The organism is Hymenobacter agri (assembly GCF_054778495.1).
Window position 1 is genome coordinate 1 of sequence record NZ_BAAGZM010000785.1, and the last position, 1,625, is coordinate 1,625.

A 1,625-nucleotide genomic window follows, 5' to 3' on the forward strand; every position below is an offset into this window, starting at 1 on the left:
GAGCACGGCCAGCGCGCCGGCCCCAAGCGCCGACCTGGCCGCCGACCATACTTCGACCGAAGCCGGCAAGCTGGCCGCCTCGCCCAACCCCTTTGCCGCTACCACGATGCTGTCGTTTGCCCTGCCCGAAACGGCGAAGTACACGCTGACCGTGTACGACCTGAAAGGCAGCGAAGTAGCCCGCGTGAGCAGCGGCGAGGCCCAGGCCGGCATGCGCTACCAGTTTGCCGTAGGCACGGGCCTGCAGGAAGGCCTGTACGTGGCCCGGCTGGTAACCGCCACCGGTACCCAAACCATTCGCCTGAGCCTGCTGCACTAGCGCCGCAGCGCCCACTTCCGGGCAATGAGAAAGAGCCGGCCGCGCAAGCAGCCGGCTCTTTTTTATGGCTCGTTGTTACGTTCAGGAATTGATTGCGCTTACCTGAAACCGTGGGCAGAGTATCCCGAATTTTTAATTCGGCCCGCCTGCACAAGTAGCAGCTAATGACACTCGTTCAACAAGCCGAATTAAAAATTCGGGGTACTCCGCCTATCAAGCCGGACAACTCCTGCTTCAAAAACGCCAGCCCAGTTGCGCGCCGCCGTACCAGGCCCGCCCGGGTGCGGGCTGGAAGTAGCGCCCGCCGAAGGCATTCAGGTCGTTGCCGAGGCTGTAGCGGCGGTCGAGGGCATTGTCGAGGCCGGCGTAAATATTGGTTTCGAGGTGGCCCAGCAGCGTGCGCCGCCAGCCGCCGCGCGCGCCGAACACCCAATAGCCCGCCGCAGTATCGGTATTGGCGTCGTTGAGCACTATGCGGGCCTGGTGGCTGAGATTGGGGCTGAGATAGAAGCCCAACCGCTCGCTGAAATCGAGCCCGGCGCTGAGTGTATGAGGCGTGCTCCCAGTGAGGCGGTTGCCGCTCAGGTCGGGGCCGCCGCTGGCGTAGCTGCCGAAGCGAAAGTCGTTGTAGGCGTAGCTGGCCCAGGCGCGCAGGCCGCGGCCGGTGGTTTGCACGTTGTCGGGAGCATTTGTCAGCGGCCCCATTTCGCGCCACAGCCAGCCGCTCAGGGCCGCTTCGAGGCCGCGCTGGTGGGTGCGGCCGGTGTTGCGGAAGACGACAATGCCTTGCGCCGTGCTGCTGCTCACGATGGTTTCGCGCAGCTCCAAATCGAAGATGCTCACATCGTAGCTTAGCCGACTGCCAAACAGCTGGCCGCGCGCACCCACCTCGTAGCTGGTGCCGCGCTCGGCCTGCAACTCCCCGTTCAGGCTGCCATCCGAAGGGCGAATTTCCTCTACTGTAGGTGGCGCAAAGCCAGTGCTCACGCTGACGTAGGCGGCCAGCGCGGGCGCAAACTCCTTCAGCAGCGCCACTCGGGGCGAGAGCACCGGCCGGAAATCGCGCGCAAACCGGTAGCCGCTGGGGTTGGTGGCGGCCGCGCTGCTGCGCACAATGCCGTAGCGCAGGCGGTTGTAGCTGGCGGCGGCCGTGAGCAGCAGGCCGGCCGGCAGCTCGTAGTCGGCCTGCCCGAATATGAAGCCCGTGGTGGTAGTAATGTCGTCGTCGTAGCGCAGCGCGCCGGGCATGCCGCCCACGTTCAGGTAGCTGCGCCCGTTGGCCAGGCTGCCCTGCCACTCACCGCCG

At 65.5% G+C, this 1,625-nt stretch carries 2 protein-coding genes; one reads left to right on the plus strand and one right to left on the minus strand.

The annotated features are described in order from the left end of the window. Window positions 1-319, plus strand: a 319-nt coding sequence (locus ACYVDE_RS22095) for a T9SS type A sorting domain-containing protein (protein WP_460503697.1), incomplete at its 5' end; no start/stop codon positions are given. 234 nt (window positions 320-553) lie between these two features. Here ACYVDE_RS22095 and ACYVDE_RS22100 read toward each other — a convergent pair. Continuing rightward, on the minus strand, window positions 554-1,625 hold a 1,072-nt coding region (locus tag ACYVDE_RS22100), incomplete at its 5' end, for a TonB-dependent receptor domain-containing protein (protein ID WP_460503698.1).